The following is a 26,114-nucleotide window of genomic DNA, read 5'->3' as shown; positions in this document are numbered from 1 at the left end:
GTCTTGACCAACGCGGGACGTCCCGTCAACCATCTGCCGCAGGATCGTTCCTGCGTGAACCGGAGCGGTACGCGCAGGAACCGGGCACCGATCGATCAGCCGCCGCGTTTCGCCTTGATCACGGCCAGCCGCCGCTGGGTGGTGTCGAGCTGCTCCTGGAGAGCCTCTGCCCGTGCCTGGAGGGTCTCGGCGGTCTCCCGCAGCGACTCCGCCTCGGTCGCCCGGCGTTGCAGGGCAACGGCCGCGCGACGCAGCCGGGGCAGCCGCGCCAGCACCGGCCGCAGGGCCAGGGCGAACACGACGAGCGCGAACAGCACCACCGCGAGCACGATCCACTTCACCACGGCGGTCAGCCTACTGCGTGCCCGCGGTGACCGCCGGGTCGGCCGGGGAGACCGCCCGCGCCGGGTCCGGCCCGCCGACGGGCACGGGTGGCTCGGCCGGCACCGGCAACGCGTACGCGTCGAGGGCGGCGACCGCCGCGGCCCGTACCTGCTCGGCCAGCTCGACCGGGGCGACCACCGCCACGTCCGGGCCCAGGCCCAGCACGAACCGGCGGGCCCAGCCCAGGTCGGTGACCCGCAGCGACACCAGCCACTGGTCGCCGCCGCCGGCCTCGACCCGCTCGCACGGGTAGTACTCGGTCAGCCACCGCTCGCCCCGACCGATCCGCAGGGTGATCAGCGGCAGATCCGGCGACGGGCGGAACACGCCCTCCGTGAGGTCGTGCGGGCGGGCCTGCGGCGGCACCACCGCCCGCTCCTCCAACTCGGCGACGGCGTCGATGCGGTCGGCCCGGAACAGCCGCACCGCCTCCGCCCGGCGGCACCACGCCTCCACGTAGGCCCGCCCGCCGACCATCAGCATCCGCAGCGGGTCGACGACGCGGTCGGTGGTCTCGTCCCGCGCGGCCGTGTAGTAGGTGATGCGCAGCGCCCGGCCGCTCTCGACGGCCGTCCGCAGCTCCGCCACCCGCCGGGTGTCGGCGGGCAGCCGGACCTCGACCGGTGCCGCCACCAGGTCACCGGCAGCATTCTCGATCTTCGCGAGGGCCCGCTCGACGGCCTCCCGGTTGGTCACCCCGGGCGTCTCGGCGAGCATCCGCAGCGCCACCACCAACGCGAGGGCCTCGTCCGGGGTGAGCCGCAGGGGCCGGTCGATGCCGGCATCGTAGGTGATCGTCACCCGGTCGCCGTCGAAGGCCATGTCGATCAGGTCACCGGGGCCGTAACCGGGCAACCCGCACACCCACAGCAGCTCCAGGTCCTCGCGCAGCTGCCGCTCGGTGACGCCCAGGTCCCCGGCCGCCTCGGCGAGTTCGATGCCGGGCCGGGCCAGCAGGTAGGGCACCAGGTTCAGCAGCCGGGCCAGCCGATCGGCCGACGCGCGGGAGCCGCCCCGGGCGGCCGGCCGAGTCACCGGACACCCCCGGCGACCGCGAGGTCGTCGTGCCGGGCGGCGATCTCCTTGAGCCGTTGGATCACCGCGTCGCGCACCTCCGGCGGATCGAGCACCCGCACGTCCGGGCCGTAGCCGACGAGCTGGCCCGCGAGGACGTCCGCGTCGGCGTAGGGCAGGACGAGCCGGTCGCCCTCCGGGCAGGCGGTGACGTCAACGGCCCAGCGGCGCAGCCCGGCGGCGCGGCCGGCGGCGACCAGCACGGTGGCCCGCCCGGTGCGCTCCGCCGGCCCCGACCAGCGGGCCACGTGGCTGATCAGGTCGACCCCGGCCGGTGGCTCGTAGCCTCCGGGAGCGCCGGTCGCCCGGACCGTGCCGACCACCCGGGACAGCCGGAAGCAGCGGGTCGCCTCGCGGTCGAGGTCGTGCCCGACCACGTACCAGCGGCCCCGCCAGCAGACCACGCCCCACGGCTGGAGGCGGCGGCGGGTCGAGTCGTCGCGGTCAGGCACCCGGTAGTCGAAGCTGACCTCGCGCCGGTCCCGGGCCGCGGCGGTGAGCGGCGCGAACGCCGGGTCCACCGTGACCATCGGCTCCAGGCCCAGCGTGGCCTGCGGGTCCACGTCGACGCCGGCGGCGCGCAGCTTCGCCAGCCCGGAGGAGGCGGCGGCGGCCAGGCCCGCGTGCTGCCACAGCCGGGCGGCGATGCCGACCGCGGCGGCCTCGTCCGGTTCGAGGGGGATGTCGGGCAGCGCGTACTCCCGGTGGGCGATCCGGTAGCCGGGCTCCGCGTCGAAGACGCTCGCCGTCCCGGTCTCCAGCGGCACGCCCAGCTCGCGCAGCTCGGCCTTGTCCCGCTCGAACTTGCGCTGGAAGGCCTCGTGGTCACGCGCGTCATCCGGATCGTGCTCGTAGCCGGGCACGGTCGCGGCGATCTGCGCGGCGGTCAGGAACCGCCGCGTGGACAGCAGGCAGATAACCAGGTTGACCAGGCGTTCGGTGCGGGTCCGCGACACGCGGTAGACGCTAGCAGCCCACCCGCCGCGCCCGTGCACCCACGCGGGCAGGACGTGCCCCGCGTCGCGCCCGGCCGGTTCACCGGTCGCCGGGCGGCCGGCCACCGACGACCCTACAGTGACGTGGTGGCCCAGCCGGAGGTCAGGACCGAGAGCGTCGCCACCGTCGTGGTGGCGGGGGCCGCCAACCTCGCCATCGCGGTGGCCAAGCTCATCGCCGGGGTGATCTCCGGGTCGGCGGCGATGCTCTCCGAGGCCGTGCACTCCGTCGCCGACACCACCACCGAGGTGCTGCTGTACCTCGCGTTGCGCCGCGGGGCGCGGCCCGCCGACGCCCGGCACCCTTTCGGGTACGGCAAGGAGAGCTACGTCTGGGCGTTCCTCGCGGCGCTGTTCACGTTCGTCGCCGGCGCCGGATTCGCGATCACCCACGGCGTCACCACCATCCTGGTGCACAAGCACAGCGGCGAGTACCTGGTCACCTACATAGTGCTGGCGGTGTCGTTCGCCATCGAGTCGGTCTCGCTGGCCCGCGCCGTGCACCAGGTCCGCGCCGAGTCCCGGCGCTGGCGCACCTCGCCGCGCCGGTTCCTGCACCTGACCTCCGACACCCCCCTGAAGGCGGTGTTCCTGGAGGACAGCGCCGCTCTGATCGGGCTGGTGCTGGCCGCCGCCGGGGTGGCCCTGTCCCAGCTCACCGGCGACGAGTTCTGGGACGGCGCCGCCTCCATCCTGATCGGCGTGCTGCTGCTCGTGGTGGCCGCCGTCCTGGCGCACAGCAACATCTCGCTGCTGGTCGGCCGCTCCGTACCGGAACGACTGCGCGGCGAGATCACCGAGGAACTGGCCGGCCTGCCCGCCGTGCGGCGCATCGACACGCTGCTGACGATGCAGCTCGGCCCGAGCGACGTCCTGGTCGCCGCGAAGGTGGACTTCGACGACGACGCGAGCGGCGCCACCATCGAGGACGCCGCCGACCAGGCCGAGCGGCGGCTCACCGCCCGTTACCCACAGATCCGGTACGTCTTCCTCGACCCCACCCGCACCGGCGACGCCCCGGAGCCCGACGGCCCCGGCGGCTGACCGACGACCGGCCGCACCGCCCCGGGCGCGCCCGCTGCGGGTGGCGACGCTAGCGTGCCGGGCATGGTGCGATGGCGGTCAGGAACGGTGACGGCGCTGCGGCGGCAGTGGACCGGGGCGGTGGAACTGGACGTCGAGCTGCCCGACGGCGGCACCGTACGCGCCCTGGCCTACCCCGCGCTCGTCGGGCGGCCCGAGCCCGGCGACCGGGTGCTGCTCAACGCCGGCGCGCTGCTGATGGGCCTCGGCACCGGCGGATACGCCCTGGTCGTGGCGCTGCCCGACCGGCTGCCCCCGGACCCGCCGCAGGCCCTCGACAGCCGCGACGCCGGTCACCTCGTCAAGGCCCGCTACACCCCGCTGCAGCCGATCCTGCTCGGTGTCGACGAGGAGGCGTCCCCGCACCGGGAGGTCATGGAGGCCGCCGACGACCTGGCCGGCCTGCCCGTCGTCACCGCCGACCTGCACTCCGCGCTGCCGGCCGTCCTGGCCGGCATCCACGCCGACGCCCCCGCCGCCCGGGTCGCCTACCTGCTGACCGACGGCGGGGCGCTGCCGGCCTGGTTCTCCCGCACCCTCGCCGCGCTGGGCGACCACCTCGTCGGCACGGTCACCGTCGGCCAGGCGTTCGGCGGGGACCTGGAGGCGAGCACCGTGCACAGCGGGTTGCTGGCCGCCCGGCACGTGCTGCGCGCCGACGTGGCGATCGTCGCCCAGGGACCGGGCAACCTGGGCACCGGCACCCGGTGGGGCTTCTCCGGGGTGGCCGTCGGGGAGGCCGTCAACGCCGTCGCCACGCTGGGCGGGCGTCCGATCGGGTCGCTGCGGATCTCCGACGCCGACCCCCGGCCCCGCCACCGGGGCGTGTCGCACCACAGCCTGACCGCGTACGGCCGGGTGGCCCTCGCCCCCGCCGAACTGGTCGTGCCCGACGGACTGGCCCCGGCGCTGGCCGGCGAGGTCGACGCGGCGCTGGCGCCCCTCACGGCGCGGCACACCGTCGTCCGGGTCCCGACCGACGGGCTGGACGCCGCGCTGCGGGACACCCCGGTGACGCTGTCCACCATGGGTCGCGGCCTCGACGCCGACCACGCCTACTTCCTGGCCGCCGCCGCAGCCGGCCGGCACGCCGCGCGCCTGCTGTCCTGACCCGCGGCCACCACCGGGCCCCGGTGCCTGCGGGTGCGGCGGTCGCCCGCCCCCGAGCGGCAGGTGCCGGGACCCGGTGGTGATCGGTCAGCTCGCCCCGTAGCCGTACCGCACGATGCGCTCGGCGGCCATCTCGTACACCGCCGGGTCCTCCGGGGCCAGCGTGCCCAGCCCGTCCACGTACCGGTTGAACATGCAGAACGCCGCCGCGATCAGGACCGTGTCGTGGATCTCCAGATCCGTCGCGCCAGCGCCCCGGGCGACCTTGACCAGGTCCGCCGTCACCTCCCGGCCACTGCGCTGCACGGCACCGGCGATGTCCAGCAACGCCCGCAGCTTCTCGCTGACCTCGGCGGCCGCCGGATCGGCACGGACCTGCTCCACCAGCCGCATGCCCGAGGGCAGCTGCGCCGCCGCGAACGCCGAGTGCGAGGCACAGCAGAAGTTGCAGTCGTTGAGCCCCGACACGTACGCCGCGATCAGCTCCCGCTCCCCCGCCGTCAGCGTGGGATGCGGGGCACGCAGCAGCGCCTCCGCCAGCTCGCCGAGCGGCTTGGCCGTCTCGGGACGGAACCGCAGCGGGCCGTTGATGCCCGGATGCTCCCGCTCGTCGAGGCCGAGGTCGATGTGTGCCATACGGTCACCCTCCCTGCCGCGACCACGCAGCGCGCGTGGCCCGTCACCGACAATGCCGAACGGGCACGACGGTTCCAGCTCAGCCGGGACGGCACAACTTCCAGAATGCGGCGTCGCCCCGGCCGGGGTGGCCGTGTCGGACCGGCGGCCTGGCGCCCCACTTCGCGGCCGCCGGGGAGACCTGGTTCGGCGTCCAGCGTGGAAGCCGACCCGGCCCATGGCGCCCGTCCGCGCCGTCGGCCGGGGTCAGACCAGGAAGATGAGGGCGAGCCAGGCGCCCACGATCAGCACCAGCGCGAGCGCCAGCACCCAGGTGGGCACCGTGTACTCGCCGCGCCGGTTGCGCTCGATCTCGGCGCGGATCTTCTCGCGGCGGCGCTCGGCCCAGTTTTGTCGCTGCTGGCCGCGCTCGGGGGGTTCGGAAGTCGTCATGGCGCGGTCAGCCTACCGGCCCGGCCGGCCCGGACGGTGATCGCCACCGCACCGGGCCGGCCCGCCGCCGTCACATGCTGGCGATCAGCCGTTCCACCCGCTCGTCGTACGCCCGGAACGGGTCCTTGCAGAGCACCGTGCGCTGCGCCTGGTCATTGAGCTTGAGGTGCACCCAGTCGACGGTGAAGTCGCGCCGCTTCTCCTGGGCGTGCCGGATGAACTCCCCGCGCAGCCGGGCCCGGGTCGTCTGCGGCGGGGTCTCCTTGGCCTCGAAGATCTCCGGATCGGTCGCCACCCGGTCCACCTCGCCGCGCCGCTCCAGCAGCCCGTAGAGGCCACGGCCCCGGCGCAGGTCGTGGTAGGCCAGATCCATCTGGGCCACCCGTGGGTGCGACAGCGGCAGGTCGTGCTTGCGCTGGTAGCGCTCGATGAGCCGCAGCTTGGTCACCCAGTCGATCTCCCGCGACACCGGTTCCAGGTCGCCGGTCTCCACCGCGCTGAGCACCCGGCCCCACAGCTCCACCACCCGCTTGGCGGTCTGGTCGCCGCCGCGCCGCTCCACGAACTCGGTCGCCTTGGCCAGGTATTCCTGCTGGATCTCCAGCGCGCTGACCTCCTTGCCGGAGGAGAGCCGGACCTTGCGGCGGCCGGTGATGTCGTGCGACACCTCGCGGATCGCCCGGATCGGGTTCTCCAGCGTCAGGTCACGCATCACCACCCCGGCCTCGATCATCCGCAGCACGATGTCGGCGGTGCCGACCTTCAGCAGCGTGGTGACCTCGTTCATGTTCGAGTCGCCGACGATGACGTGCAGCCGCCGGTAGCGCTCCGCGTCCGCGTGCGGCTCGTCGCGGGTGTTGATGATCGGCCGGCTCCGGGTCGTCGCCGACGAGACGCCCTCCCAGATGTGCTCGGCCCGCTGCGAGAGGCAGTAGACCGCCCCACGCGGCGTCTGCAGCACCTTGCCCGCCCCGCAGATCAACTGCCGGGTGACCAGGAACGGGATCAGCACGTCGGCCAGCCGGCCGAACTCCCCGTGCCGCGACACCAGGTAGTTCTCGTGGCAGCCGTACGAGTTGCCGGCCGAGTCGGTGTTGTTCTTGAACAGGTAGATCTCGCCCGCGATGCCCTCGTCGTGCAGCCGCTTCTCCGCGTCGACGAGCAGACCCTCCAGGATCCGCTCGCCGGCCCGGTCGTGCGCGACCAGGTCCACCACCGAGTCGCACTCCGGGGTGGCGTACTCCGGGTGCGAGCCGACGTCCAGGTAGAGCCGGGCGCCGTTGCGCAGGAAAACGTTGCTCGACCGGCCCCACGACACCACCCGGCGGAAGAGGTACCGGGCGACCTCGTCAGGGGACAGCCGCCGCTGCCCGCGATAGGTGCAGGTGACGCCGTACTCGGTCTCGAGGCCGAAGATTCGCCGCTCCATGATGAGACATTAGCCGCCCGAGGCCCCAGATGGGCAGCGCACACCGTGCCGGTCTCACACGGGATCGGTGACGGTCGACCCCGGGCACCCCAGCGCCGGTCCCGGCGGGCGCACGGCGGCCACGGCCGCTCGTCCGTACGCCGCCGGCGGGGTGCGGTGCGTCGCTGCCGCCGCCCTTCCGCCCGGGCGTCCCGGTTGGACGCTCCGGGCTGCGGAGCCGCGACGGGCGGGCGGGTCCCGGACGGCGGCGTCGGAGGGCCCCTGAGCCGGCCGGCACGGCGCGGGGTGACCCTTGAACGCGCGGGAACGGCGGGCGACCCGTGAGACGGCCGGGAACAGCGGGCGGCGGGCGCGGTGGGGTTGCACGACGGCGCGCGGGCCGCGCTCGACCCGCGCGCCACACCGGGTGGCCGGTCGGGCGTGTCCACGCCCGACCGGCCACCCGGGACGTGCCCCGCTACGCCTCGGGGGTGTCCCGGCCCTCCAGGTCCGCCGAGCCGGCGGACGTGGTGGGCTTCTTCGCCTCCTCGGTCGGCGAGGTCGGCGTCTCCGGGCGGGCCGACACCGGCTCCTCGGCCTTGTCGCCGTCGAGCAGCGCGGTCAACGCGGCCCCGGTGATCCGGCGGAACGTCCGCCCCACCCGGCGACGGTCCAGGACCGCCACCTCCAACTGGTTGGCGGCGATGGTCCGGGCGGCGCCGCCCTCTCCCCCGACGCTGCTCAGCGCCTGCATCGCGACCTTCACCGCCTCGCCCAGCGACATGTCCGGACGGTGGTGGGACTTCAGCACGCCGGTGATCGCCTCGGCCTGCCCGCCCATCGCCATCCGGCCCGGCTCGTCGTTGACGGATCCGTCGTAGGTGAGCCGGTAGAGCTCGTCGTCCTCGGCGGTGGTGCCGACCTCGGCCACGCAGATCTCCACCTCGAACGGCTTCGACTGCTCGGTGAAGATGGCACCCAGGGTCTGCGCGAAGGCATTCGCCAGGGCCCGGCCGGTGACGTCACGCCGGTCGTAGCTGAGGCCGTTCAGGTCGGCCATCCGCACGCCGGCGCGGCGCAGGTTCTCGAACTCGTTGTAGCGGCCGACGGCGGCGAAGCCGATCCGGTCGTAGATCTCACTGACCTTGTGCAGGGCGCTGGAGAGGTTCTCGGCGACGAAGAGCACCCCGCCCTCGTAGCTCAGGACCACCGCGCTGCGGCCCCGGGCGATGCCCTTGCGGGCCAGCTCGGAGCGGTCGCGCATGATCTGCTCGGGCGAGGCGTAGAACTGCATGGCCACGGCGGCGGTTCTCCTTAGGGCGCTGTGCTGACGGCTGCTGACTGGTACGGGCGGGAGCGGATCAACCGCCCGGGTTCTCCATCCGGCCGGAGACCACGCTCTCGGCGATCGCCGACATCTCCTCGTCGGTGAGCCGGTGGGTGCCCTCCGCCGTCGCCGTCATCACCACCGGGTAGATCCGCCGGATCAGGTCCGGGCCGCCGGTCGCGGTGTCGTCGTCGGCCGCGTCGTAGAGCGCCTCGACCGCGAGCCGGACCGCCTCGTCGATGGAGAGTCCCGGCTGGAAGCGCTTCTTCAGCGCCGACCGGGCGAAGAGCGAGCCGGAGCCGATCGCGTCGTAGCCGGTCTCCTCGTAGGGGCCGCCGGTGACGTCGAAGCTGAAGATGCGGCCGGCCCGCGCCGGGTCCTTCGCGGCCAGGTCGTAGCCGGCGAAGAGCGGGATCACCGCGAGACCCTGCATCGCGGCGCCCAGGTTGCCACGGATCATGGAGGCGAGCCGGTTGGCCTTGCCGTCGAGCGAGAGCATCGCGCCCTCGATCTTCTCGTAGTGCTCCAGCTCCACCTGGAACAGTCGCATCAGCTCGATGCCGATCCCCGCCGTGCCGGCGATGCCGACCAGGGAGTACGCGTCGGCCGGGTGGACCTTCTCGATGTCGCGCTGGGCGATCAGGTTGCCCATGGTGGCCCGCCGGTCGCCGGCCATCACGACACCGCCGGCGGCCGAGATGGCCACGATGGTGGTCGCGTGCGGCGCCATGTCGGCGGCCATACCCGGCGGCAGCGGCCGGCGGCCGGGCAGCATCTCGGGGGCCACCTTGCTCAGGAACGAGGTGAAGGAGGACGTCCCCGCGTTGGTGAACACATCTGGTAGACGCCCGGATGGATCAAAACCCGCTGCCACGTGGTTCCTCTCAGATATGTGATCGCCCCGGCCAGCCGCGACCGATCGTCACGGAACTGGCCAAGGCCACCGTTGCAGTTGAAGCACAATATCCCGCGCACCCACCCGGTGCGATGATCGTGGTCGAGATGTTGGGGATCCGGTGTGCCACAGATCGCGCACACCCCGCCCTGCTCGGCCAGGAGCTCCTGGAACTCCTTCTCGCCGATGCCGTAGCGCCGCCGCAGGTGGTACTCGCGGTACCGCCATGGAGCCGCTGAGCCGTCTCCTTGCCCCGGGCATGGCGACGGGGCTTGCAGTAGCTGTGCCCTAGGCAAGCCCGTCAGCCCGTCGCCGACTGCGATGACACTCGGCGACGGGCAGCAAGCGGCTGCACTGGGGGCACACCTTGTCCGATGCCGGAGGCAAATCGGACATAAGTGCTATTCCCCGCCCTTCTGGACGTATCCCCTGACGAACTCCTCGGCGTTCTCCTCGAGGACGGAGTCGATCTCGTCGAGCAGGTCGTCGACGTCCTCGGTGATCTCGGCGTGCCGCTCGGCAACCTCCGGGTTCGCCTCCGTGGTGACGTCCTCGATCTCCTCGCCCTGACGCGACTTGCCCGACTGCGACTGCCCGCCGCTGTCACGAGTGGCCATTGCTGCCTCCTCCACGATCGCCCTGCGATCAACTTACCTCGCGGAGGCGACGAAAAGCCCGCCGCGCGCCGCGTTCGGCACCCGACGGGCAATCGTCGACCCGGTCAGCCGCCGGTGAGGGTCTCCAGCAGATCCTTGGCGCTCGCACAGCGGTCGAAGAGCGCCCCCACGTGCTTGCGGGTGCCGCGCTCCGGCTCCATCATCGGCACCCGCACCAGCGACTCCCGGCCGACGTCGAAGATGACCGAGTCCCAGCTGGCCGCAACGACCTCGGAGGCGTACTGGGCCAGGCAGCGGCCGCGGAAGTAGGCCCGGGTGTCCTCCGGCGGTTCGGTCATCGCCGTACGCGTCTGCTCGTCGTCGAGCAGCGTCTTCATCGCGCCCCGGGAGACCAGCCGGTGGTAGAGGCCCTTCTCCGGGCGGACGTCGGAGTACTGGAGGTCGACCAGTTGCAGCTTGTGCGAGCCCCAGCCGAGCTGCTCGCGCTCCCGGTAGCCCTCCAGCAGCCGCAGCTTGGCCACCCAGTCCAGCTCGTCGGCGCAGAGCATGACGTCGCGGCCCAGCCTGTCCAGCACGCGCTCCCAGCGGGCGAGCACGTCGAGGGTCTGCTCGTCGGCGTCGGTGCCGTAGCGGTCGTCCACGAAGGACCGGACCCGCTCGTAGTAGGCCCACTGGAGGTCCAGGGCGGTCAGCCGCCGCCCGTCGCGCAGCCGCATCCGGTGCGTCAGGGACGGGTCGTGGCTGACCGCACGCAGCTCGCTGACCGGGTCGGCGATGCCGAGGTCGGGGCCGAGCGCCTTCTCCTCGATCATCGTGAGGATCAGCGCCGTGGTGCCGACCTTCAGGTAGGTGGAGATCTCCGACAGGTTCGCGTCGCCGATGATGACGTGCAGCCGGCGGTACTTGTCGGCGTCGGCGTGCGGCTCGTCGCGGGTGTTGATGATCGGCCGCTTGAGGGTGGTCTCCAGGCCGACCTCGACCTCGAAGAAGTCCGCACGCTGGGAGATCTGGAAGCCGCTCTGCCCGCCGTCCTGGCCGATGCCGACCCGGCCGGCGCCGCAGACGATCTGCCGGGTCACGAAGAACGGCGTCAGGTACGCGACGATGTCGGCGAACGGCGTCTGCCGGCGCATCAGGTAGTTCTCGTGCGAGCCGTAGCTGGCGCCCTTGTTGTCGGTGTTGTTCTTGTAGAGGTGGATCGGCTGGGTGCCGGGGATCGTGGCGGCGCGCCGGGCCGCCTCGGCCATCACCCGCTCCCCCGCCTTGTCCCAGCGCACCACGTCCAGCGGGTTGGTCACCTCTGGTGTGGAGTACTCCGGGTGGGCGTGGTCGACGTAGAGCCGTGCGCCGTTGGTGAGTATCACGTTGGCCAGCCCGAGGTCCTCGTCGGCGAGCGCCTCGGCCGGGTCGTACGCGGCACCGGAGTAGGTGAAGCCGCGCGCGTCCCGCAGCGGCGACTCCTCCTCGTAGTCCCAGCGGGCGCGGCCGCCCCGGTTGAGTTCCGGGCGCGCCCCGTAGGCGTTGACCACCTGGGAGGAGGTGACCATGGGGTTGGCCCCGGCCTGGCCGGGAACGGAGATGCCGTACTCGACCTCGGTGCCCATGATCCGTCTTACGCTCATCGACCTACCCGCTTCGCTCGCCCGACCCGGTCCCCCGTCACGTCGAGCGTAGTCGGCCGCGCGGCGGATGGGGGCGCGGCGGACCGGGGCGGCGGGGGCGGAGAGGCGGGCACGGACGGGACGGGGCCCGTGGCGCGTCGCGCCACGGGCCCCGTGCGGGTGTCCGTCAGAGGTACTGGCCGGTGTTGCTGGCGGTCTCGATGGACCGGCCGGCCTCCGCGCCCTTGCCGCCGGAGACGAGCGTGCGGATGTAGACGATCCGCTCGCCCTTCTTGCCGGAGATCCGGGCCCAGTCGTCGGGGTTGGTGGTGTTGGGCAGGTCCTCGTTCTCCCGGAACTCGTCGACGCAGGCGTCGAGGAGGTGCTGCAGGCGCAGACCCTTGCGTCCGGAGGTGAGGAACTCCTTGATGGCCATCTTCTTGCCCCGGTCGACGATGTTCTGGATCATCGCGCCGGAGTTGAAGTCCTTGAAGTAGAGGACTTCCTTGTCGCCGTTGGCGTAGGTGACCTCGAGGAAGCGGTTCTCCTCGGTCTCCGAGTACATCCGCAGCACGACCGCGTCGATCATCGCCGCGACGGTGGCCTGGGGGTCGCCGCCGTGCTCGGCCAGGTCGTCCGGGTGCAGCGGCAGCCCGGCGAGGATGTACTTGGTGAAGATGTCCTTGGCCGCCTCGGCGTCCGGCCGCTCGATCTTGATCTTCACGTCGAGTCGGCCGGGTCGCAGAATCGCCGGGTCGATCATGTCTTCCCGGTTGGAGGCGCCGATGACGATGACGTTCTCCAGCCCCTCCACGCCGTCGATCTCGCTGAGCAGCTGCGGGACGATGGTGTTCTCCACGTCGGAGGAGACACCGGAGCCCCGGGTCCGGAAGATCGAGTCCATCTCGTCGAAGAACACGATGACCGGTGTGCCCTCGCCGGCCTTCTCGCGGGCCCGCTGGAAGATCAGCCGGATGTGCCGCTCGGTCTCGCCGACGTACTTGTTGAGCAGCTCCGGGCCCTTGATGTTGAGGAAGAAGCTGGTGTGCTTCTCCTTGCCCTCCCGCTCGGCGATCTTCTTCGCGAGCGAGTTGGCCACCGCCTTGGCGATCAGCGTCTTGCCGCAGCCGGGCGGACCGTAGAGCAGGATGCCCTTCGGCGGGCGGAGCTGGTGCTCGCGGAACAGGTCGGCGTGCAGGAAGGGCAGTTCCACCGCGTCGCGGATCTGCTCGATCTGCGAGTGAAGGCCACCGATGTCGGTGTAGTCGACGTCGGGCACCTCCTCCAGGACCAGTTCCTCGACCTCGCTCTTCGGGATCCGCTCGTACGCGTACGCCGAGCGGGGCTCGATCATGAGCGAGTCGCCGGCCCGGATCGGCGAACCGATCAGGGTGTCGGCGAGGTGCACGATGCGCTCCTCGTCGGAGTGCGAGACCACCAGGGCCCGGTCGCCCGGGCTGCCGTCGGGACCCGCGAGGATCTCCTTGAGCATCGCCACCTCGCCGACCCGCTCGAAACCGAACGCGTCGACGATGTTGAGCGCGTCGTTGAGCAGGACCTCCTGGCCGCGCCGCAGCTCGGCGACGTCCAGCGAGGGCGAGACGGCGACACGGAGCTTGCGTCCGCCGGTGAAGACGTCCACCGTGCCGTCGTCGTGCCGTGCAAGGAAGACGCCGTAACCACTCGGCGGTTGCGCGAGGCGGTCGATCTCCTCCTTGAGCGTCACGATCTGCGCGCGAGCCTCCTTGAGGGTGCTCACGAGCCGGTCGTTGTTCTCGGTCAGCCGCGCCAACTGTGCCTGGGTGGCCGCCAGCCGCTCTTCGAGCTGCCGGACGTGTCGGGGGCTTTCGGTCAACTTGCGCCGCACCAGAGCGAGTTCCTCTTGAAGGAACGCGACCTGCGTGGAGAGATCGTGGGCCTCCTTCTCCCACCGTGCGGCGCGCGAGTCCGCGTCGTCGCTGCGTGCCACGTCCCACCTCCCCGGGGGGCTTGAACGTTCTGCCCTAACACTAGCCGCTATGAGGCCGATTCGGTCCCACGCAACGCGCTCGTCACCGAACCTTGATCGCGAAGGGTGGCCCGGGGGGCCGGTACGGGCGTTCGGGTACCGTCGAGGCGTGGGACGGGAGAACATGGGGGGTGCGCCGTGGCGCAGGTCGTGACGGACGAGTTGCAGGTCTGGGTTGACCAGGATCTCTGCACGGGCGACGGGCTCTGCGTGCAGTACGCGCCCGAGGTCTTCGAGTTCGACGTCGACGGGCTGGCGTACGTCAAGGGCCCCGACGGCGAGCTGCGGATGGCGCCGGGCAGCCGGGTCGACGTGCCGGAGCACCTGCGCCTCGAGGTGATCGACTCGGCGAAGGAGTGCCCGGGCGAGTGCATCCACGTGGTGCGCGGCAGCGACGGCGTCGAGGTGGCCGGCCCGGAGGCCGAGGAGGACTGACGGCCCGGCCCTCCCGCGCGAGCGCGCGGGAGGATCGAGACGTCCGGGAACCCCGCCTGCGCGGACCACCCGGGCGTACGCCTCAGAGCATCGGTCGGCCGACCACCGAGGCGACCAGGCGGGCGAACTCCTCCAGGCGGGCGATCTGTCCGGCGCCGCCGTCGTCGAGGGTCTTGCCGAAGCGCAGCGCGTCGTGCCGGGGCGCGCCCACCGCCTCGTCGCTGGGCGGCGCCTCGTCCAGCGAGGTGAGCAGTAGGTAGACGTCGATGCTGTCCACCCGGATCCCGCCGTCCTCGGCGCGAGTGAGCCGGCGCCGGCAGCCGACCTCGGTCACCGTGGAGACCGGCACCACCCGCAACGACGAGGTCATCGAGCCCGGTGGCCCCTCCTCCGGCGGCACGTCCTCGCCGTGCCAGAGGACGAGGCTGCTGCCGTCGCAGACCACGACCTCCTGCCACACCCCGTTGACCTCGTTGACGAAGCGTTCCAGGGTGAAGCCGAGCACCGAAGCGCCGCGCAGCACCCCACCGAGCGCCTCGAGCGCGACGTCGGGGTCCCGCAGGTACGCCCGGGCCGCCGATTCGAGGTCCTGGTAGGGCGACCAGTCCGGGAACACCGCCGGCAGGTCACCCCCGCCGAAGCCGGGCCGGCTCATGACACCTCCCCGTGCCCGGCCCGCCGGCACGCGCCGACGGGCGGGATCCGTCCGTTCACTCCTCGTCGCCCCGCTGCACCGTCACGGCCGTTCCGTGTCCTCGGCCGCCTGCTGCGCCGAGGCAGCCGCCGCCTGCCTGGCGGCCTCGGCCTCGCGCAGCGCCTGGCGGCGTTCGGCGTACGCCTCGGCGCCCTTGCTGGGCTTGCGGCGCCGCGGCGGTGCGGTGACGCCGGGGGCGAGCTTACGCGCGGAGACGAGGAACGCGGTGTGCGCGATCATGCGGTGGTCCGGGCGCACGGCCAGACCCTCGGCGTGCCAGTCGCGCACCAGCGACTCCCAGGCCCGCGGCTCGGTCCAGCCGCCGCGCTCACGCAGCGCCTCGACCAGCTCGGACAGCTGCGGGGTGGTGGCGACGTAGCCGATGAACACGCCACCGGGCACCAGCGCCCGCTCGACCATGTCGAGGGTCTCCCACGGGGTGAGCATGTCGAGGATGATCCGGTCGAAGCCGGTCTCGGCGCACCCGGCGACGTCGCCGACGTGCAGGTGCCACGCCGGGTGCGGCCCGTTGAAGAACGCCTCGACGTTGCGCCGGGCGATCTGTGCGAAGTCGTCGCGCACCTCGAACGAGTGCAGCTCGCCCCCCGTGCCGACCGCACGCAGCAGGGAGCAGGACAGCGCACCGGAGCCGGCGCCGGCCTCCAGGACCTTGGCGCCGGGGAAGATGTCGCCCATGGCGACGATCTGGGCGGAGTCCTTCGGGTAGATCACCTGGGCGCCGCGCGGCATGGAGAGCACGTAGTCCGACAGCAGCGGTCGCAGGGCCAGGAACGCGGTGCCGCCGCCGGTGGTGGTGACCACGCTGCCGTCGGGCAGGCCGATCAGCGCGTCGTGCTCCAGGATGCCGCGGTGGGTGTGGAACGCCTTGCCCGGCTCCAGGGTGACCGTGTGCATCCGCCCCTTGGGGTCGGTCAGCTGCACCCGGTCGCCGATCCGGAACGGGCCGCGGTGCACGGGGGGCAGCGCCGGGGTGTCGGCGGGCACCGGGGTGCCCGGGTCTGCCGGGGCGGCGGGGGGAGTTGCGGTCACGTGTTCATCTTCCGTTGAGGTTCGAGGAGCTGAGCCAGATCCGCGATGTGCAGAATGCCCACGACATCTTCGCCTGAGGTCACCACGTACTGCGCGCCCGGGTGGGTCTGCACGGTCTCCATCACGCCTTCCCCGTCGAGTCCCACCGGCATCGCGGGCAGGTCGGGCAGGGATCGGGCGACCGCGTCGACGGCCAGCCAGGGGCGGCGTTCCACGGGCACGGCGTCCGCCGCCGCCGGGTCGACCAGGGCGACCGGCCGGCCGGCGGTGTCGGTGACCACGAGGGCGGCGCCCGGGGTGCTCCCGTCGGCGCGCCGGCGGTGCGCCTCGGCCAACGGCGTGCCGGTGGGCACGGCGAGCACGGGCCGGGCCAGCCGGGCCAGGTCGATCAGCAGGAAGCGGCGACTGATCCGGGCCATCCGGATCGACTGCCCGGCGCCGCGCCACAGGGTGAACGCGACGAGCAGCATCAGCGGCAGCGCCAGCGGCGCCAGGTCGCGGGTGAGGGTGAGCAGGGCGACCAGCGCGGCGGTGCCGACGGCGACGACGCGTCCCACCCAGCCGGCGACCTCGGTGCCGCGGTGCCGGTCGCGGGTCACCGCCCAGACCGCCGCCCGCAGCGCCCGGCCGCCGTCGAGCGGCAGGCCGGGCAACATGTTGAACAGCGCGACGATGACGTTGCTGACGGCCAGTTGGAAGGCGAGCTGGTTGGCCAGGGTGCGGTCGGGCAGGGCGAGGGTGGCGGCGACCGCGAGCACGCCGAGCACGGCGGAGACGGCCGGGCCGGCGAGTGACACCAGCAGGTCGATCCGGGGCGTCGGGGCGTCGCGGTCCATCTCGGTGTAGCCGCCGAGCAGCTCCAGGGTGATCCCGCGCACACCGATGCCGTAGCGGCGGGCGGTGAGGGCGTGGCCGAGCTCGTGCAGGAGCACCGAGCCGAGCAGGGAGACCACGAAGCCGAAGCCGATCAGGTAGCCGGCGAGCTGGGACAGGTCGAGCTGGCGGCGGGCGAACTCGGCGTACAGCACGGTCACCAGCAGGGTGAGCAGCACCATCGAGCCGTTGAGGTGCAGCGGCACCCCGAACACCCGGCCCACGGTCAGGCCGCCCCGCGCGTCGGGCCGGCGGCGCGGTCGCCTCGTCTGCTCCATCGGATCGATGCTACGCGGCGGAGATCATGCGCCGGCGTGGTGACGGGACCGGGCGCCGGCGCGGCGACGCGCTGGTGCACCGTCCTGCCACGCGATCATGCACCGGTGCGGCGACGGCGGTGGTGTCACACCGGTGCCCTAACCTTCCGGGCATGACGGCGGAACCGGTGACCACGCAGCATTCCCCGACCTCGGCCGATGTCCCGGCGACGGTGCGGGCCTCGCTGTCGCCGTCGCGGGCGGCGGATTTCAAGACCTGCCCGCTGCTCTACCGGTTCCGCAGCATCGACCGGCTGCCCGAGCGGCCGACCGTCGAGCAGGCCCGGGGCACGCTCGTGCACGCGGTGCTGGAGCGGCTGTTCGACCTGCCGGCCGCCGGGCGCACCCCGACGGCCGCCGGCGACCTGGTGGCCCCGCAGTGGGACCGGCTCGTCACCGAGCAGCCCGAGCTGGCGGCGCTGTTCGCCGACGGCGACCCGGCGGCGACCGAGTTCCTCCGCTCCGCCGCCGGGCTGCTGGAGGGCTACTTCGCGGTGGAGGACCCGCGCCGGCTGGAGCCGGCCGAGCGGGAGAGCCTGATCTCGGCGGTGGTCGACGAGGAGCTGCTGATCCGGGGCTACGTCGACCGGCTCGACGTGGCGCCCGACGGGGCGCTGCGGGTGGTCGACTACAAGACCGGCGGCGCGCCGCGCGAGGCGTTCGAGGCCCGGGCGTTGTTCCAGCTCAAGTTCTACGCGCTGGTGCTCTGGCGCACCCGGGGCGTGGTCCCCCGGGTGCTGCGGCTGCTCTACCTCAAGGACTCGGAGGTCTGCGACTACGCCCCGGACGCCGACGAGTTGCTGCGCTTCGAGCGCACCGTGGTGGCGTTGTGGCGGGCGATCGAGCAGGCGACCGCCCAGCAGGATTTCCGTCCCCGCCCGAGCCGGCTCTGCGACTGGTGCAGCCACCAGGCGCTCTGCCCGACCTTCGGGGGCACCCCGCCGCCGTTCCCGACGCAGGCGGCGCCGGATCCGCTGCGCGACGCCCGGTCCCGCCCGACGCCTCCCGGCGCCGACGAGTGACCGGCTGACCGGCGCACCACCATCCGGTGAGGTCCTCCGCCACTCGGCAACGGGTTCGAAGCCGCCGCACGGCCGGTCGTCTGGCGCTCACGCGGCGGGTGACACCCTCGTCGGCCGCCCCGACGGGGACGAGCTGCTCTCCTCCTGAGGGATGAGGCCGGGCTCACCGCCGGCGACGATCAATCGGCCGCGACGGCGGATAGCGTCGCGGTATGACTTCGGGCCCCCGGGCATGGCTGCGCCAGCACCCCCTCGCCGCGGACGTGCTCCTCGCCGGCGGGCTCGTCGTGGCGGAGGTGGTGCTCACCGCGTTGACCCCCCGCGAGTACTGGCCGGGGCGCCTGCTGGCGGCGCTGGGCTGGAGCGTGGTCTGCGCCGCCCCGGTGGCGTGGCGGCGGGTGGCGCCGTGGGCGGCGGTCGCGCTGGCGGTGGCGACGCTGGCGGTGCCCCTGCTGCTCGGCCCCGCGCCGACCACGCAGGGCATGACCTTCATGGTGCTCACCTACACGGCGGCCGCCGCCGGGCCACCGCGTACGGCGGTCGTGGCGGCGCTGGTGCTGTGGATACCGGTCGCCACCACCAGCGCCCTCGCGCCGCCGCCCGACGAGCTGCTGGCGAACGTCAGTCCCGCCTACCTGGTGCTGAACAACCTGCTGGTGGGGGCGGTGGCGTACTCGGTGGGACGCGCGGTGCACGCCCGTCGGGCCTCCACGGAGGCGCTGCGGGAGCGGGCCCGGGCGGCCGAGGAGAACCAGCGTTCGCTGGCCGAGCGGGCGGTCGCCGACGAACGCCGCCGCATCGCCCGCGAGCTGCACGACGTGGTCGCGCACCACGTCAGCGTGATGGGGGTGCTGGCCACGGGGGCCCGTCGCGTGCTGCCGAAGGACCCGGACGCGGCCGACGGGGCGATCGCCACCATCGAGGAGACCAGCCGGGCGACGCTGCGGGAGATGCGCCGGCTGCTCGACGTGCTGCGTACCGACGCCGAGCCGGCCGCCGAGCTGGCTCCGCAGCCGGGGCTCGCCGGCATCGAGGCGCTGGTGGAGCAGGTGCGCGACGCCGGCCTGCCGGTGACCCTGCGGGTCGAGGGCACCCCGGCGACGCTGGAGGAGGGGGTGGCGTTGACCCTCTACCGGATCACCCAGGAGGCGCTGACCAACGCGCTCAAGCACGCCGGCGCGGCCACCGCCCAGGTGCTGCTGAGCTTCGACGGGGACACGGTCGACGTGGAGATCGCCGACACCGGGCGCGGCCCCGGGCCCGACGGCGACCGGATCGGGCACGGCCTCGTCGGGATGCGGGAGCGGGTCGCCCTCTACGGTGGTGTCCTGCGTACCGGGGCGCGGCCGGGCGGGGGCTTCCGGGTGTCGGCGAGGATCCCGGTGGAACCCCGGGGCGCGGCGGCGTGACCGGGGATCGGGACGGGGGAATCAGGTGACCGATGCGACGGTGCCGGCACGGCCGGTACGCATCCTGCTCGCCGACGACCAGCCGCTGCTGCGTACCGGCTTCCGGATGGTGCTGGGCACGGAGGACGACCTGGACATCGTCGCCGAGGCCGCCGACGGTCTGGAGGCGGTGGAGCTGTCCCGCCGGCTGCTGCCCGACGTGGTGCTGATGGACATCCGGATGCCGCGGATGGACGGGGTCGCCGCGACCCGGGCGATCGTCGACGCCCGGCTGCCGGTGCGGGTGCTGATCCTGACCACCTTCGACCTGGACGAGTACGTGGTGGGGGCGCTGCGGGCCGGGGCGAGCGGCTTCCTGGCCAAGGACGTGCCGGCCGACGACCTGGTGGCGGCGATCCGCACGGTGGCCGCCGGGGACGCGGTCGTCGCGCCGCGCATCCTGCGGCGCCTGCTGGACCGCTTCGCCGACGCGCTGCCCGACCCCGCGGCCGCGCCGCCCCGCACGCTGAGCGCGCTGACCGAGCGGGAGCGGGAGGTGCTCGTGCACGTGGCCCGGGGCCTGTCCAACGCCGAGATCGCCCGGGCGTTGTCGGTCAGCGAGACCACCATCAAGACCCACGTCGGGCACGTGCTGACGAAGCTGGGGCTGCGCGACCGGGTGCAGGCCGTGGTGCTGGCGTACGAGTCGGGTCTGGTCCGCCCACGGGCGTAGCGCCTCGTCGCCGGCCGGCGCGGGCCGCGTACCCGGGGATTCGCCACGGCACGCGGCGCGGTTGCCGCCGTCACCTACCGTGACCGGAGACGTCGCCGCGCGGTTGACCCTGACGCGGCGTCACTGTGCAGGATCGGTCCCGGCCGGCGGAACGCCCTCGCCCGGCCGCCCACTCAGGGGCAACCCTGAGTCGGCATTGGGGGGCACCCGCAGCGCGAAATCCGCCACGGCTCCGACCGGAGTCGGAGGGATCGGGGCTGGCGAGCGCAGATGATGGGACTGCCGTGCCGGACCAGCGGGGGCGGCGCGGACCGAAGACAGACGGAAGAGGTAGATGACGTGACCGCGACGGTAGGCCAGCAGGCGCAGGCCGCGGCCCGGGCGAACGACGTGTGGAAGGTGTACGGCAGCGGCGAGGCGCAGGTCATCGCGCTGCGGGGGGTCAGCGCGGAGTTCGAGCGGGGCCGGTTCACGGCGATCATGGGGCCGTCGGGCTCGGGCAAGTCGACGTTGATGCACTGCCTCGCGGGCCTGGACTCGGTGACCCGGGGCACGGTGTCGATCGGCGACACGAAGGTCACCGGCCTGGGCGACGCGGGCCTGACGAAGCTGCGCCGCGACAAGGTCGGCTTCATCTTCCAGCAGTTCAACCTGCTGCCGACGTTGACGGCGAAGGAGAACATCCTGCTGCCCCTGTCGATCGCCGGACGCAAGCCGGATCCGGCCTGGTACGACACGGTGATCGCCACGGTCGGGCTGCGGGACCGGCTGGACCACCGGCCGGCGCAGCTCTCCGGCGGCCAGCAGCAGCGGGTGGCGTGCGCCCGGGCGCTGGTCGCCCGGCCCGAGGTGATCTTCGCCGACGAGCCGACCGGCAACCTGGACTCGCGGGCCGGCGCGGAGGTGCTGAACTTCCTGCGCAACTCGGTGCGCGAGCACGGGCAGACCATCGTGATGGTCACCCACGACCCGACCGCCGCCGCGTACGCCGACCGGGTGGTCTTCCTCGCCGACGGGCAGATCGTCTCCGAGCTGATCGAGCCGACCGCCGACACGGTGCTGGACACCATGAAGAAGCTGGACACCCCCGCCGAGGTGGCGCGCTGATGTTCCGCGCGACCCTGAAGAGCCTGCTGGCCCGCAAGGTCCGGCTGATCCTCTCCGGCCTGGCCGTGGTGCTGGGCGTCATGTTCGTCTCCGGCGCGTTCGTGCTCACCGACACCCTCGGCCGCTCGTTCGACGCGATCTTCGCCGACGCGTACGAGGGCGTGGACGTCAACGTCGCCGCCAAGCCGAAGATCGACATCGGCGAGACGGAGGGCATGCCGGTGGCGGCGCCGGTGCCGGCGGCCACCCTCGACAAGGTCCGGGCGGTGCCCGGCGTCGCCGAGGCCACCGGCGTGGTCGGCGTCGACGGGGCGCGGCTGATCGGTGGCAACGGCAAGGTGGTCGCCTCGTTCGGCCCGCCGCAGCTCGGCGAGAACTGGACCGGCGAGAGCGACCTGGTGCAGTTGCGCGAGGGGCGGGCCCCGCAGGCCGACGACGAGATCGTCATCAACAAGGCGCTCGCGACGGCCGGCAAGGTGAAGGTCGGCGACCGGGTCGGCGTGCTGACCCTCCAGCCGAAGCAGGAGTTCACCATCGTCGGCGTGTTCGGCTACAGCGGCGGCCGGGACTCCATCGGTGGCGCCAACGAGATCATGTTCACCACGCCGGTGGCGCAGAAGCTGATGCTCGGCGCGCCGGACACCTTCAGCAACCTCTCGGTCACCGCCGCCGACGGGGTGTCCGACGAGGCGCTGCGCGACGCCGTGGCCGCCGCGGTGGGCGCCGACTTCGAGGTCAAGACCGGTACGCAGCTGTCCGAGGACGCGGCGGCCGGCATGAAGGAGGCGCTGTCCTTCTTCAACCGGATCCTGCTCGGCTTCGCCGCGGTGGCGCTGCTGGTGGGCACCTTCCTGATCCTCAACACCTTCTCGATCATCGTGGCGCAGCGCACCCGCGAACTGGCGCTGATGCGAGCCGTGGGGGCCAGCGGCCGGCAGATCATCGGCTCGGTGGTGCTGGAGGCCATCGCGGTGGGGCTGGTCGCCTCGGTGCTCGGCCTCGGCGCGGGCATCGGCATCGGCGCGCTGCTGGCGTACCTGTTCAGCACGTTCGCCGGCGGGCTGACCCTGGCCGGGATCGGCGTGCCGCTCTCCGCCGTGGTCGGCGCGTTCTCCGTCGGTCTCGTGATCACCGTGGTGGCGGCGCTGCTGCCGGCGCTGCGGGCGTCGCGGATCCCGCCCATCGCGGCGATGCAGGACGTGGCCACCCCCGACCGTCCGCTGACCAAGGTCACCGTGGCCGGCGCGATCGTCACGGCCGTGGGCGGGGCGCTGCTGGCGCTGGGGCTCACCGGCAACGCCGGGGGCAACACCCTCGCCACCATCCTCGGCGGGGTGCTGTTCGCCTTCATCGGCGTGGCCCTGCTGACGCCGCTGATCAGCCGGCCGGTGGTGAGCCTGCTCGGCGCGCTCTTCGCCTGGTCGGTGCCGGGCAAGCTGGGCCGGCTCAACTCGGGGCGCAACCCGCGCCGCACCGCCATCACCGCCGCCGCGCTGATGGTCGGCATCGCGCTGGTCACCGGCGTGACGGTGATCCTGGACTCCGCGAAGAGCAGCATCGGCGGGCTCGCCCAGGACAGCCTGAAGGCCGAGCTGGTGATCGCCGGGGCGCAGAGCGGCCCCCGGCCGCCGAGCTTCGACCCGGCCGTGCTGGAAAAGGCCGCCGCGATCCCGGGGGTGCGCCTGGCCGACGGCGAGTACGGCGACCTGGCGATGGTCGGCGGCGAGCGCACCTGGGTGGCGGCGAGCAGTGACGTCGCCGCGCTGCGGCTGATCTTCGGGGCCGAGCCGACCGCCGGCGACATCGACCGGTTGGCGCCGGACGGGATGCTGGTCAGCTCCGACACCGCGACGGCGCGCGGCCTCTCCGTGGGGTCGAAGGTGCCGGTGCAGACGTCCCGGGGCGAGGCGCGGACGTACACCGTGACCGGCATCTACGCCAGTTCCCAGCTGACCAACCCGGTGGTGCTGCCGGCGGAGGCGGCGAGCGGCTTCGCCATCCCGCAGCCCATCCAGGGATTCATCCAGCTGGCGCCGGGCACCCGGGTGGCCGACGTGCAGCCGCAGATCGAGGCGCTGCTGGCCGACTCCCCCGAGGTGTCGGTGGCCGACCGGGAGGCGTTCATCGAGCAGCAGACCGGTCAGCTCGACGGGCTGCTCATGATGATCCAGATCCTGCTGGCGCTGGCCATCGTGATCGCCGTGCTCGGCATCATCAACACCCTGGCGCTGTCGGTGCTGGAGCGCACCCGGGAGCTGGGGCTGCTGCGGGCCATCGGCCTGCGCCGGGCGCAGACCATGCGGATGATCACCGTGGAGGCGGTGGTGATCTCGGTGTTCGGCGCGCTGCTCGGCGTCGTCGTCGGCGCCGGCCTGGGCGCGGCCGTGGTCGAGGCGCTGCGCGACGAGGGCATCACCGACCTGGTGCTGCCCTGGACCCAGATGGGGATCTTCCTCGGCCTCGCCGCGATCGTCGGGGTGGTCGCCGCGGCGCTGCCTGCGGTCCGGGCCGCCCGGATCAACGTGCTCGGCGCCATCGCCCACGACTGATCCCACCGCACGACGAGGGCCCCGCCGGTCGGCGGGGCCCTCGTCGTCTCAGGCGCCGGGCGGCGGCGCCCCTCGTCCGTCAGGCGCCCGGCGGCGGCGCGCCGAGCAGGGCGGCCAGCAGCTCCAGGTCCGCGCCGGTCAGGCTCTCCAGCTGGTGTACGCCGTCCAGCGGCGCGATCGGCACCTCCGCCGGTACGGCCAGCACCGCCGCGCCGGCGGCGAGCGCGCTGGCCACCCCCGTGGGTGAGTCCTCGATCGCCACGCAGCGGGCGATCGGCACGCCGAGCAGCCGGGCGGCGGTCAGGTACGGCTCCGGGTGCGGCTTGGCCGCCTCGACCTCGTCGCCGCAGACGACCGCGTCGAAGCTGTCGCGGCCGAGGGTGTCCAGCGCCACCTCCACCAGGGGCCGGCCGCTGGAGGTCACCAGCGCCGTCGGGATGCCCGCCGCCCGGACGGCCCGCAGCAGGTTCAGCGCGCCGGGGCGCCAGCGCAGCCCGGTGCGGAACAGCTCCAGGATCCGGGCGTTGATCCACGCCGCGCTGGCCTGCGGGTCGCGCCCCGGCTGGCCCAGGTCGTCGTGCAGGAGGCGCATCGACGCGGCCATGCTGGAGCCGATCATCGCCTTGCGGGCCGGATCGGAGAGGGTGCCGCCGTACTCCGCCGCCAGCTCGTGCAGCGCGACGTCCCACAGCTTCTCACTGTCGACCAGGGTGCCGTCCATGTCGAAGAGCACGGCGGCGGGGTGGTGGCTGTTCAGCGGGTCCTCCCTCGGGTGCGTACCCCGGGATCCTCTCAGCCCCCACGCCCCCGGCGCGCGCCCAGGTGTCGCGGGGTGACCTGGCCGACGGGTTGCGCGCGGGCGCGAGACTCGGGACAACCGGCCGCCAGCCACGGCGGTCCCTCGCCCGGAGGTCGCCATGCGCGTCCGATCCCTGGTCTCCCGGTGCACCGTGATCCTGCTGGCCGCCGCCGCCGCGATCTGGCCGGCCGGGCCGGCCGCCGCCGCGAGCCTGCCGCTGGAGCGGTGCTACGGCCTGGAGACCCCCCAGCACGAGGATGAGCGGGACTGGTTCGCCCCGGGCAACGTGCACACCACGTGGCCCTCCCCGGTGGGCATGGTCGACCGGGACGTGTTCCGGGTGTCCGCCCTGGGCAAGGTCCGCATCGACCACTGGGGCACCCAGAAGTCGATCGCCGGCGAGCTGCCGCTGGCCGGCAGCGGCTGGCCCGCGCCGGACGCTCCCCGGTACGCCCTGATCGCGAAGGTGACCTCCGGTTCCATGCTGGTGCTCAGCACCGGGCTGTTCTACGGCTCGGGCCGGTGGTTCCCGGTCGGCGCCGGCAGCGGCTGCATGCTCTACTACAACGCCGGTGCGCCGTCGCGGCTGGTCTTCTCCTTCAACGACCCGAACCTCGGCGACAACGGCGGCGGGGCCTCGGTGTGGGTGCGGCAGTGGTGGGGCGAGTTCTGACCGGCCCGCTCAGGTGAGGCCGCAGGCGGCCAGGGACCGTTCGTAGCCGCGGAAGAACGACTCGGTGCGCTGCTCGGCGGTGCCGTGCGCGCCCTCGGCGAACCAGGGCTGGTCGGGTGCGTCGCCGACGGCCAGCAGCCCCTCGCGGAACTCCTCCAGGTCGCCGTCGGCGAGCCGCAGTGCCTTCGAGCGCACCGAGTCGCCGAGGTACGCCCCGGCCATGCAGTCGGCCTGCAACTCCTGCTGGATGGTGTAGGAGTGGCGGATGCCGAGCCGGGCCTGGATGCCGTGCGCGTACTCGTGGCCGAGCAGGTAGAACACGAACGCGTCGCCGACCTGTCGGAACGCGCCCACCGACCATCTCACGTCGTAGGCGATGAAGTCGCCGGCCGAGCAGTAGACGGCGTTGTTGCGCGGTAGCGGCTGCCCTCCGCAGGAGACCTCCCCGGCGCGCTGGTACGGCACGATCCGGCTGATCGGGCGGAAGCGCTGCCCCGAGGCACGGAACTGGGCGGCCCAGTACCGCTCGGCGATGCTCTGCGCGTCGGCGACGTCCTGCCGGAACTCCGCGACGCTGGTGGTGCCGTCGGCCCGGGTCTGCTCGGCGCCGGGCGAGGCCGGGCCGCCCGGGCGCCCCGGAGCGGGCTGTCCGTCGGACTCGGACACCCCGCCGACCACGCACCCGGCCGCCGCGACGAGGGCCACCAGCAGGCCGGCCAGCGCGCTTCGCGACCGGCCCTGCACACGCGTCGTCACAGTGCCCTCCCCAGCGTCGGCGTCACGACGTCCAGTACCCCCGCGGCGGGCCCGCCATACCGGGGCAGGGAGGTGGGCGACGCCGCGGACGGCGACGGTTCACCGGTCCGGCCGTGCAGCACCGCCGGCCTGACTGCCCGGTCGACGG

General features: G+C 73.3%; 25 protein-coding genes and 1 pseudogene. 9 read left to right on the top strand and 17 right to left on the bottom strand.

Annotated features, from left to right (window positions below; genetic code table 11):
- Window positions 1–95: 95 nt before the first annotated feature.
- Genes OG989_RS21995 through OG989_RS21985 form a run of 3 tightly spaced genes read right to left on the bottom strand, consistent with a single transcriptional unit; the run spans window position 96 to window position 2,414 of the window.
- The gene (locus OG989_RS21995; protein ID WP_151455842.1) at window positions 96–344 is read right to left on the bottom strand and encodes a DUF5320 domain-containing protein; all 249 of its coding nucleotides are present in this window, start codon (window positions 342–344) and stop codon (window positions 96–98) included.
- 10 nt (window positions 345–354) lie between these two features.
- Complete coding sequence (locus OG989_RS21990) at window positions 355–1,419, bottom strand: helix-turn-helix transcriptional regulator (RefSeq protein WP_327028280.1); 1,065 nt, start codon at window positions 1,417–1,419, stop codon at window positions 355–357.
- Window positions 1,416–2,414: a helix-turn-helix transcriptional regulator gene (locus OG989_RS21985; protein WP_151455844.1), complete on the bottom strand. Its 999-nt coding sequence runs from the start codon at window positions 2,412–2,414 to the stop codon at window positions 1,416–1,418. The genes OG989_RS21990 and OG989_RS21985 overlap by 4 nt, the downstream gene beginning before the upstream one ends.
- Window positions 2,415–2,540: 126 nt before the next feature.
- Here OG989_RS21985 and OG989_RS21980 point away from each other — a divergent pair, with 126 nt between their 5' ends.
- Together OG989_RS21980 and OG989_RS21975 are read left to right on the top strand one after the other, a co-directional pair.
- A complete protein-coding gene (locus OG989_RS21980; protein ID WP_151455845.1) occupies window positions 2,541–3,497 on the top strand; it encodes a cation diffusion facilitator family transporter in 957 nt (318 codons plus the stop codon).
- 63 nt (window positions 3,498–3,560) lie between these two features.
- The gene (locus tag OG989_RS21975) at window positions 3,561–4,646 is read left to right on the top strand and encodes a DUF3866 family protein (RefSeq protein ID WP_327028279.1); all 1,086 of its coding nucleotides are present in this window, start codon (window positions 3,561–3,563) and stop codon (window positions 4,644–4,646) included.
- Between the two features lie 87 nt (window positions 4,647–4,733).
- Here OG989_RS21975 and OG989_RS21970 read toward each other — a convergent pair whose 3' ends face one another.
- The 9 genes from OG989_RS21970 to arc all read right to left on the bottom strand — a co-directional run bounded on the left by OG989_RS21970 (window position 4,734) and on the right by arc (window position 13,531).
- Entirely contained in the window at window positions 4,734–5,282 is a 549-nt protein-coding gene (locus OG989_RS21970) for a carboxymuconolactone decarboxylase family protein (RefSeq protein WP_327028278.1), read from the bottom strand.
- Window positions 5,283–5,528: 246 nt separating this feature from the next.
- Window positions 5,529–5,714 (bottom strand): hypothetical protein, encoded by a 186-nt coding sequence (locus tag OG989_RS21965; RefSeq protein ID WP_151455848.1) that lies wholly within the window; start codon window positions 5,712–5,714, stop codon window positions 5,529–5,531.
- 70 nt (window positions 5,715–5,784) lie between these two features.
- Window positions 5,785–7,143 carry a Pup--protein ligase gene (gene pafA / locus OG989_RS21960; RefSeq protein WP_151455849.1) on the bottom strand — a complete coding sequence of 453 codons (1,359 nt, stop codon included), beginning with the start codon at window positions 7,141–7,143 and terminating at the stop codon, window positions 5,785–5,787.
- Window positions 7,144–7,600: 457 nt separating this feature from the next.
- On the bottom strand, window positions 7,601–8,422 hold the full coding sequence (gene prcA, locus OG989_RS21955) for a proteasome subunit alpha (RefSeq protein WP_121398240.1): 822 nt from the start codon (window positions 8,420–8,422) through the stop codon (window positions 7,601–7,603).
- 61 nt (window positions 8,423–8,483) lie between these two features.
- Entirely contained in the window at window positions 8,484–9,323 is an 840-nt protein-coding gene (prcB, locus tag OG989_RS21950; RefSeq protein WP_192581475.1) for a proteasome subunit beta, read from the bottom strand.
- On the bottom strand, window positions 9,242–9,640 hold the full coding sequence (locus tag OG989_RS21945; protein ID WP_327028277.1) for an endonuclease VII domain-containing protein: 399 nt from the start codon (window positions 9,638–9,640) through the stop codon (window positions 9,242–9,244). The genes prcB and OG989_RS21945 overlap by 82 nt, the downstream gene beginning before the upstream one ends.
- A 105-nt stretch (window positions 9,641–9,745) precedes the next feature.
- Window positions 9,746–9,961, bottom strand: a complete 216-nt coding sequence (locus OG989_RS21940) for a ubiquitin-like protein Pup (protein ID WP_088993750.1) — start codon at window positions 9,959–9,961, stop codon at window positions 9,746–9,748.
- 104 nt (window positions 9,962–10,065) lie between these two features.
- Window positions 10,066–11,583: a depupylase/deamidase Dop gene (dop, locus tag OG989_RS21935; protein WP_151455852.1), complete on the bottom strand. Its 1,518-nt coding sequence runs from the start codon at window positions 11,581–11,583 to the stop codon at window positions 10,066–10,068.
- A 166-nt stretch (window positions 11,584–11,749) separates the two neighbouring features.
- Window positions 11,750–13,531: a proteasome ATPase gene (gene arc, locus OG989_RS21930; protein ID WP_151457627.1), complete on the bottom strand. Its 1,782-nt coding sequence runs from the start codon at window positions 13,529–13,531 to the stop codon at window positions 11,750–11,752.
- A gap of 177 nt (window positions 13,532–13,708) precedes the next feature.
- Here arc and OG989_RS21925 point away from each other — a divergent pair, with 177 nt between their 5' ends.
- A complete protein-coding gene (locus OG989_RS21925) occupies window positions 13,709–14,005 on the top strand; it encodes a ferredoxin (protein ID WP_132237457.1) in 297 nt (98 codons plus the stop codon).
- Window positions 14,006–14,087: 82 nt separating this feature from the next.
- Here OG989_RS21925 and OG989_RS21920 read toward each other — a convergent pair whose 3' ends face one another.
- The 3 genes from OG989_RS21920 to OG989_RS21910 form a co-directional block, all read right to left on the bottom strand.
- On the bottom strand, window positions 14,088–14,660 hold the full coding sequence (locus OG989_RS21920) for a hypothetical protein (RefSeq protein WP_327028276.1): 573 nt from the start codon (window positions 14,658–14,660) through the stop codon (window positions 14,088–14,090).
- Window positions 14,661–14,741: 81 nt separating this feature from the next.
- A complete protein-coding gene (locus OG989_RS21915) occupies window positions 14,742–15,749 on the bottom strand; it encodes a tRNA (adenine-N1)-methyltransferase (RefSeq protein WP_425855197.1) in 1,008 nt (335 codons plus the stop codon).
- Entirely contained in the window at window positions 15,746–16,804 is a 1,059-nt protein-coding gene (locus OG989_RS21910) for a site-2 protease family protein (RefSeq protein WP_442791961.1), read from the bottom strand. Before OG989_RS21910 ends, OG989_RS21915 begins: the two co-directional genes overlap by 4 nt.
- A 248-nt stretch (window positions 16,805–17,052) precedes the next feature.
- On the opposite strand from OG989_RS21910, the gene OG989_RS21905 reads away from it, so the two are divergent.
- The 5 genes from OG989_RS21905 to OG989_RS21885 all read left to right on the top strand — a co-directional run bounded on the left by OG989_RS21905 (window position 17,053) and on the right by OG989_RS21885 (window position 23,738).
- Window positions 17,053–17,961 carry a RecB family exonuclease gene (locus tag OG989_RS21905; RefSeq protein ID WP_327028274.1) on the top strand — a complete coding sequence of 303 codons (909 nt, stop codon included), beginning with the start codon at window positions 17,053–17,055 and terminating at the stop codon, window positions 17,959–17,961.
- Window positions 17,962–18,173: 212 nt separating this feature from the next.
- Window positions 18,174–19,370 carry a sensor histidine kinase gene (locus OG989_RS21900; protein WP_151454179.1) on the top strand — a complete coding sequence of 399 codons (1,197 nt, stop codon included), beginning with the start codon at window positions 18,174–18,176 and terminating at the stop codon, window positions 19,368–19,370.
- 25 nt (window positions 19,371–19,395) lie between these two features.
- A complete protein-coding gene (locus tag OG989_RS21895; protein ID WP_132237447.1) occupies window positions 19,396–20,082 on the top strand; it encodes a response regulator in 687 nt (228 codons plus the stop codon).
- Window positions 20,083–20,421: 339 nt separating this feature from the next.
- Window positions 20,422–21,189 carry an ABC transporter ATP-binding protein gene (locus tag OG989_RS21890; RefSeq protein WP_151454178.1) on the top strand — a complete coding sequence of 256 codons (768 nt, stop codon included), beginning with the start codon at window positions 20,422–20,424 and terminating at the stop codon, window positions 21,187–21,189.
- Window positions 21,189–23,738 carry an ABC transporter permease gene (locus tag OG989_RS21885; RefSeq protein WP_327028273.1) on the top strand — a complete coding sequence of 850 codons (2,550 nt, stop codon included), beginning with the start codon at window positions 21,189–21,191 and terminating at the stop codon, window positions 23,736–23,738. Before OG989_RS21890 ends, OG989_RS21885 begins: the two co-directional genes overlap by 1 nt.
- A gap of 79 nt (window positions 23,739–23,817) precedes the next feature.
- Here the strand turns inward: OG989_RS21885 and OG989_RS21880 are convergent, their stop codons facing one another.
- Window positions 23,818–24,471 (bottom strand): HAD family hydrolase, encoded by a 654-nt coding sequence (locus OG989_RS21880; protein WP_151454176.1) that lies wholly within the window; start codon window positions 24,469–24,471, stop codon window positions 23,818–23,820.
- A 184-nt stretch (window positions 24,472–24,655) separates the two neighbouring features.
- Between OG989_RS21880 and OG989_RS21875 the strand changes: the two genes are divergently transcribed.
- Entirely contained in the window at window positions 24,656–25,210 is a 555-nt protein-coding gene (locus tag OG989_RS21875; protein ID WP_151454175.1) for a hypothetical protein, read from the top strand.
- Window positions 25,211–25,219: 9 nt separating this feature from the next.
- On the opposite strand, the pseudogene OG989_RS21870 reads toward OG989_RS21875, so the two are convergent.
- A pseudogene (locus tag OG989_RS21870) lies at window positions 25,220–26,011 on the bottom strand (neutral zinc metallopeptidase); the annotation flags it as partial.
- Window positions 26,012–26,114: the final 103 nt, after the last annotated feature.

The organism is Micromonospora sp. NBC_01740 (assembly GCF_035920365.1).
GTDB classification, from domain to species: Bacteria; Actinomycetota; Actinomycetes; order Mycobacteriales; family Micromonosporaceae; genus Micromonospora; species Micromonospora reichwaldensis.
Note: the sequence above shows the minus strand (reverse complement) of the source record. Positions and strands in the feature narration are given on the sequence as shown.

Coding starts and splice junctions, on each gene's coding strand:
- OG989_RS21975 (WP_327028279.1), top strand. CDS start 3,561: ATGGTGCGATGGCGGTCAGGAACGGTGACGGCGCTGCGGCGGCAGTGG.
- OG989_RS21970 (WP_327028278.1), bottom strand. CDS start 5,282: ATGGCACACATCGACCTCGGCCTCGACGAGCGGGAGCATCCGGGCATC.
- OG989_RS21965 (WP_151455848.1), bottom strand. CDS start 5,714: ATGACGACTTCCGAACCCCCCGAGCGCGGCCAGCAGCGACAAAACTGG.
- pafA (WP_151455849.1), bottom strand. CDS start 7,143: ATGGAGCGGCGAATCTTCGGCCTCGAGACCGAGTACGGCGTCACCTGC.
- OG989_RS21940 (WP_088993750.1), bottom strand. CDS start 9,961: ATGGCCACTCGTGACAGCGGCGGGCAGTCGCAGTCGGGCAAGTCGCGT.
- dop (WP_151455852.1), bottom strand. CDS start 11,583: ATGAGCGTAAGACGGATCATGGGCACCGAGGTCGAGTACGGCATCTCC.
- OG989_RS21920 (WP_327028276.1), bottom strand. CDS start 14,660: ATGAGCCGGCCCGGCTTCGGCGGGGGTGACCTGCCGGCGGTGTTCCCG.
- OG989_RS21910 (WP_442791961.1), bottom strand. CDS start 16,804: ATGGTGCTGCTCACCCTGCTGGTGACCGTGCTGTACGCCGAGTTCGCC.
- OG989_RS21905 (WP_327028274.1), top strand. CDS start 17,053: ATGACGGCGGAACCGGTGACCACGCAGCATTCCCCGACCTCGGCCGAT.
- OG989_RS21900 (WP_151454179.1), top strand. CDS start 18,174: ATGACTTCGGGCCCCCGGGCATGGCTGCGCCAGCACCCCCTCGCCGCG.
- OG989_RS21885 (WP_327028273.1), top strand. CDS start 21,189: ATGTTCCGCGCGACCCTGAAGAGCCTGCTGGCCCGCAAGGTCCGGCTG.
- OG989_RS21875 (WP_151454175.1), top strand. CDS start 24,656: ATGCGCGTCCGATCCCTGGTCTCCCGGTGCACCGTGATCCTGCTGGCC.